Below are 4,455 nucleotides of genomic sequence, written 5' to 3'. Positions count from 1 at the left end.
ATATCATGTGGTCTTCATTCCGAAGTGCCGGCGGAAGACGCTGTACGGGGAGTTGAGGCAGCATCTCGGGGAGGTATTCCGCAGATTGGCAATGCAGAAGGAGTGCAGGGTCGAAGAGGGCATCTGATGCCCGATCATGTTCACATGATGATATAGATCCCGCCCAAATATGCGGTGTCGCAAGTGATTGGGTACATCAAGGGCAAGAGCGCAATCCATCTGGCCACGGGTCTATGGAGAGAGGAAGCGCAACATCGTGGGGCAGCATTTTTGGGCCAGAGGATACTTCGTCTCGACCGTTGGTCGAGACGAAGCGGTGATCAGGGAGTACATCCGCTCCGAGGATACCCGGCTCGACCAATTGAACATGTGGCGCTAAGACCGCCTTCAGGCGGCCAACAAGATGAGGGGACGCGTTAGCGTCCCACGGCCGCTTTGAGCGGCCCAATTCCTAAAGCCCCGGCTTTGCCGGGGGATACTTACCTCAACCTCGCTCTTCAATCGGTCAGCGTTTTGGTGGTTCGAATCACATCAGGCGGCCTCAGCAAGCTTGTAGAACCAAGTGTGGATGACCGGATACTGATTGATGTCGTCGATGCCGGCCATGATGCGCTCCTTGAGTTCGTGTTTTGAGGTCACCCTGATGTGGCGCAGGGCGGAGCGGGCGAACTTGGAGAAGAAGCCCTCGATGAGGTTGAGCCAGGAGCCGTGCTCGAAGCGGCCTACGGGTCGCGTCTCGAGCCAGGCTCTGGTTTCTTTCGAGATGTGTGCGGAATGATTGTCGAGGATCAACTTAATCGTGGTCCTGGCCGGATAAGCGGCATCGAGAAGTTTGAGAAATTCGACGAACTCGCGGCTGCGGTGGCAGTCTTTGACGAGCGCGTGGACCTTCCCGGTCAGTAGATCGATCCCCGCCGTGCCGTGACGTCGATACTCAAAAGCGCGCGGAAAGGTCGGATAGATGCCCGGCACCGGCGGCAAATCCGGCGCCGTCGTCGCGATGGTCTGGATTCCCGGCTTTTCGTCGTAGGAGACGATCGTCACCGGCTTGCCTGATTTCTTGCTTGGTTTTTTTTCGACTTGGCGGCGGCCTTTTTCAGGACCTGGACCTCGCGATAGACACACAGGACCTCCGCCATTTTCTGCTCGAACTCGGCGTCGCGACGCTCCAGATAGTAGCGCACCTTCTGCGGTTTGATTTCCTCTTGGCCGAGAATCTTGCACACGGTGCCCTGGACCAGGTTGGCAAGGCGCTGGTGCCCCGCCGACGGGCCGTGATCGCGCGCATGGCGTGCCAGCAGCCGCGTCGTCCACAACTCGTGCGGATAGCCGTGCTCCTTGGCCTTGTCGTATGCCAAAGACACCAGCCAGGCCTTGGCCTCCAGAGTGATCACCGGCTCCCTGCCTGGTCGAGGTCGGTCGTCGAGTGCCGCCACAAGGCAACCGCCCGCTCAACGCAGCGCTGGACCGTCTGATGATGGACGGCAAGTCTTCGGGCCAGGCAAGAAACGACGGGTTCTCGCGGTAGGCTAGCAGCATCGCCACCCGCGATACCCGGCTCGCCGGCTTGGTCCGCGACCTCGAAAGAGCCGTCAAGGTCTCAATTTCCTCCTCGGTCATCGCCAACTCGACTGCGTGCCGCCTGTTGCCATGATACCAATCCTCATTCGGACAAACTAAAACGCGGAATCCACGAACACGCTTTTCAGTTCCGTGGATGCCGATTTCATGGAAGCGGTTTGCCTAGGGCTCAAACGACTTAAACCGCCAACGATCTGGCGCCGTTCTGAGCCGCCAGAGGGCGGATTCGACACCGAGCGTGTCAAATCGGGGCAGCGGCGCAGATCCCGTATCCATCCGAGCTAAGCCTCGGACAGTGGACCCACCGATTTCACCGTTTGAGGAGTTCGGGTTTTCCTTGTGTATCCTGATGAGCTCCATCAGGTTTTCGATGCCGAAGTCAGTGAACGCCATGACGCCATCGTCACCGAGACCGAAGACCCAGATGAGGCCGTCTTCGGGATCCATTCCATTGGCGATGTCCCCCAGCCAGTCCTCGTCTTCGCCGAGATCCTTTGCTGACGTGCATGATTACGCCGTCTGAGTGCAGGGCGCCGACGTGGGCGGCGTCCAGTTCCACGGCAACAACTCGTGCAGCCGGCTTTGCGGCATGTTGGCGATGCGCGCGAGGACGTCAGCGAGCCAGGCTTTCGGATCGATGTTGTTGAGCCGCGCCGTCATGATGAGCGTCGCCATCACGGCGGCCCGATCGGCACCGCGATCGGAGCCAGCGAAGAGCCAGGATTTTCTTCCCAGAGCAAAACCGCGCAGCGCTCGTTCCGCAGCATTGTTGGTCATGCAAATCCTTCCATCATGGGCAAAGCGGACGAAGCCGTCCCGCCGGTTCAACAGATAGTTGATCGGCTTGATCACATTGGACGAGCGCGAGAGCCGGGCGCATTCCGCCCGCAGCCAAGCCTCAAGATCGCTCAACAGCGGCGCGCTTCTCTCTTGGCGGACCCGCAGCCGCTCCTCGGGACTCAACCCGTGGATCTCGCGCTCGATCTCGAACAGCTGGTCAATCCGACGGACCGCCCCCAGCGCAATGGGCGAGATCGCCATCGCGGAACGTCCGCGCCGCGCGTTCTGGGCGATATCAGCCAGCTCGAAGAATGCACTACGACGTGTGCCCCGCAGAAAGCGGCCGTAACGGGCACTGCCTTGCGTCCGGGATCAAAGAGAGCGTTGAACCGGTCATTATGTGTTGCTCAACACATAGAGAGCGTTTTTAGCCCGGCGGAACGGCCACTGCGGCGGTTGTGCACGAGATTCTATCCGTGCCGGTGGGCTAAAACGACTAAACCGCCGGGCACGGCAATGCCACAGCTATGGGTATTGCAACTCGGCAAGCAGTTGCGAGGAACGGAAAAGACGGCCGCGAAGAGAGGCGACAGGAGATTTCAGCAGATGCGATGACGCGTGGGAGGCAATGATGACGAGCAAACAGCAACAAAATTGCGATGTGAAGTGGCGCGTGGCGAAAATTGTCCCGCTCCCGTAATCGCGCAAGGTCGGCCGATTTTGTGATGGTGAGTTGCTGCTGCTGACGGTCTTGATGTATCCGCGAACGTACGACTGTAAGTGCATTGGAAAGTTTCGATGACCACCATAGTTCCAGAGCAACACAGCGGACATGTTCTTAGAGAGATGCCCGTAAGTGCCTTATATCGATCTCTGTAGTCTGTATTGGCATCGTGGGTGACCGTGGACGGCGGCATTTGCATGAGCTGCCGACACAAAGCGAGCTTCTCAGCCCGGTAGCGATTGGCGAGGAAGCCGAAATAGCGACGGCGTTGGAATCCGTCGGGAAGCACATGAACCAGGAATCTACGGATATAGCGCCAAGTGTCATCGTCTTGTGGAGGTTGCCATCGCGATAATCCTTCCAGCGAAACCGAACCTTCTCGTCATCGATATCGAGCAGGCGATCGTTGGAGACGGCGACCCGGTGTGTGTATTGTGCAATATATTTGAGGACTTCTTCTGTCCGGCGAAGGGTCGATTCGCGTAGGCCACCTAGTGCTTCTTCCGGATGGGAGCAATCTGACGCAAAAAGGTGTTGCGTATCCGAAGTGGTTCCAGGGGAAAAAGAACTGCAGGTCGTCTGCGTCGAAGGCTTGCTGAAGATGATCGAGGAACAGTCGACGATACAGACGCGCCAGCACGGGGATGGGCAGAGAGAAATTCGACCGGCAGGAAATCCATCGCGTGCCATCCGAGGAAATGCCGCCACCCGGGACTACGCAATAGAGATGCGGATGATGAGAAAGACACTGGCTCCAAGTATGGGCGCCCCAGATGCTTGGGGTCAGCCGCAATGGTGCGCAACGTCTCGGCGGCGGCCCAAACAGAATGTTGTAGACGCCCTCCTATTTTGACGCGGCTCACTCACTCTGTCGCGCTCCAGCCTATCCCATTTGGTAGCTGCCCAAGCGACATAGCTAGTGGTTTAGTTTGCTTGAACGAAGGACCGTCGATGTGCCCCAAGATTTGTACAGGGCGCCAATTCGGCCCGATGTCGTCAAAGCGCCCGGCGTGTCCAATCGGCTAAGCGGTGATGGGCATGTCTTACAGATGGAGGGGAGAGCTATGCTAACCTGCGGTATCAAACTGAGGCATGACGGAGCGATTGCTCTTGTCGAGGACGGACGGCTCATCTTTTGCGTCGAGCAAGAGAAGCGGGGCAACAATTACAGGTATCAAGCCATCGACAATCTCGACGCCATTGTTGCCGTCTTGGCGGAGCACGGTCTCGATCCGCGCGATGTTGATCAGTTCGTCGTCGACGGCGGGTGGTGGAGGGAGGGTTTTCAGGTCCTCAGTGGGGCGGAACCTGTCACTCTCAAGTGGGCATCGTATGCTGAACGAGATGCCGAGGGCCTTCTCGATTCACGC

The 4,455-nt window shown here is 58.3% G+C and carries 4 protein-coding genes and 3 pseudogenes; 2 read left to right on the top strand and 5 right to left on the bottom strand.

The features are described from left to right. The first annotated feature begins 7 nt into the window (after window positions 1-7). Window positions 8-379: pseudogene (gene tnpA / locus HCN58_RS35105) on the top strand (IS200/IS605 family transposase). A gap of 152 nt (window positions 380-531) precedes the next feature. Here the strand turns inward: tnpA and HCN58_RS37300 are convergent. The 5 genes and pseudogenes from HCN58_RS37300 to HCN58_RS37865 all read right to left on the bottom strand — a co-directional run. Next, window positions 532-1,044, bottom strand: coding sequence for a transposase (locus HCN58_RS37300; RefSeq protein WP_210266304.1), 513 nt, complete (start codon window positions 1,042-1,044; stop codon window positions 532-534). Then, a complete protein-coding gene (locus HCN58_RS37295) occupies window positions 1,041-1,436 on the bottom strand; it encodes a helix-turn-helix domain-containing protein (protein ID WP_210266303.1) in 396 nt (131 codons plus the stop codon). Before HCN58_RS37295 ends, HCN58_RS37300 begins: the two co-directional genes overlap by 4 nt. A gap of 307 nt (window positions 1,437-1,743) precedes the next feature. Then, window positions 1,744-2,028, bottom strand: coding sequence for a hypothetical protein (locus HCN58_RS37755; RefSeq protein ID WP_376701263.1), 285 nt, complete (start codon window positions 2,026-2,028; stop codon window positions 1,744-1,746). 63 nt (window positions 2,029-2,091) lie between these two features. Next, window positions 2,092-2,750: pseudogene (gene tnpC / locus HCN58_RS35090) on the bottom strand (IS66 family transposase); the annotation flags it as partial. A gap of 399 nt (window positions 2,751-3,149) precedes the next feature. Beyond that, window positions 3,150-3,903, bottom strand: a pseudogene (locus HCN58_RS37865) (IS91 family transposase); the annotation flags it as partial. Window positions 3,904-4,149: 246 nt separating this feature from the next. Here HCN58_RS37865 and HCN58_RS35075 point away from each other — a divergent pair. Further along, window positions 4,150-4,455: carbamoyltransferase N-terminal domain-containing protein (locus tag HCN58_RS35075; protein ID WP_283814705.1), on the top strand; the 306-nt coding region annotated here is incomplete at its 3' end.

This window comes from Bradyrhizobium australiense (assembly GCF_013114825.1).
GTDB lineage: Bacteria > Pseudomonadota > Alphaproteobacteria > Rhizobiales > Xanthobacteraceae > Bradyrhizobium > Bradyrhizobium australiense.
The sequence above is the reverse complement of the archived record's forward strand: the minus strand, read 5'-3'. Positions and strand labels throughout refer to the sequence as shown.

What these genes read in the sequence shown, in the direction of transcription:
- HCN58_RS37755 (WP_376701263.1), bottom strand. Translation starts at nt 2,028, where the DNA reads ATGGATCCCGAAGACGGCCTCATCTGGGTCTTCGGTCTCGGTGACGAT.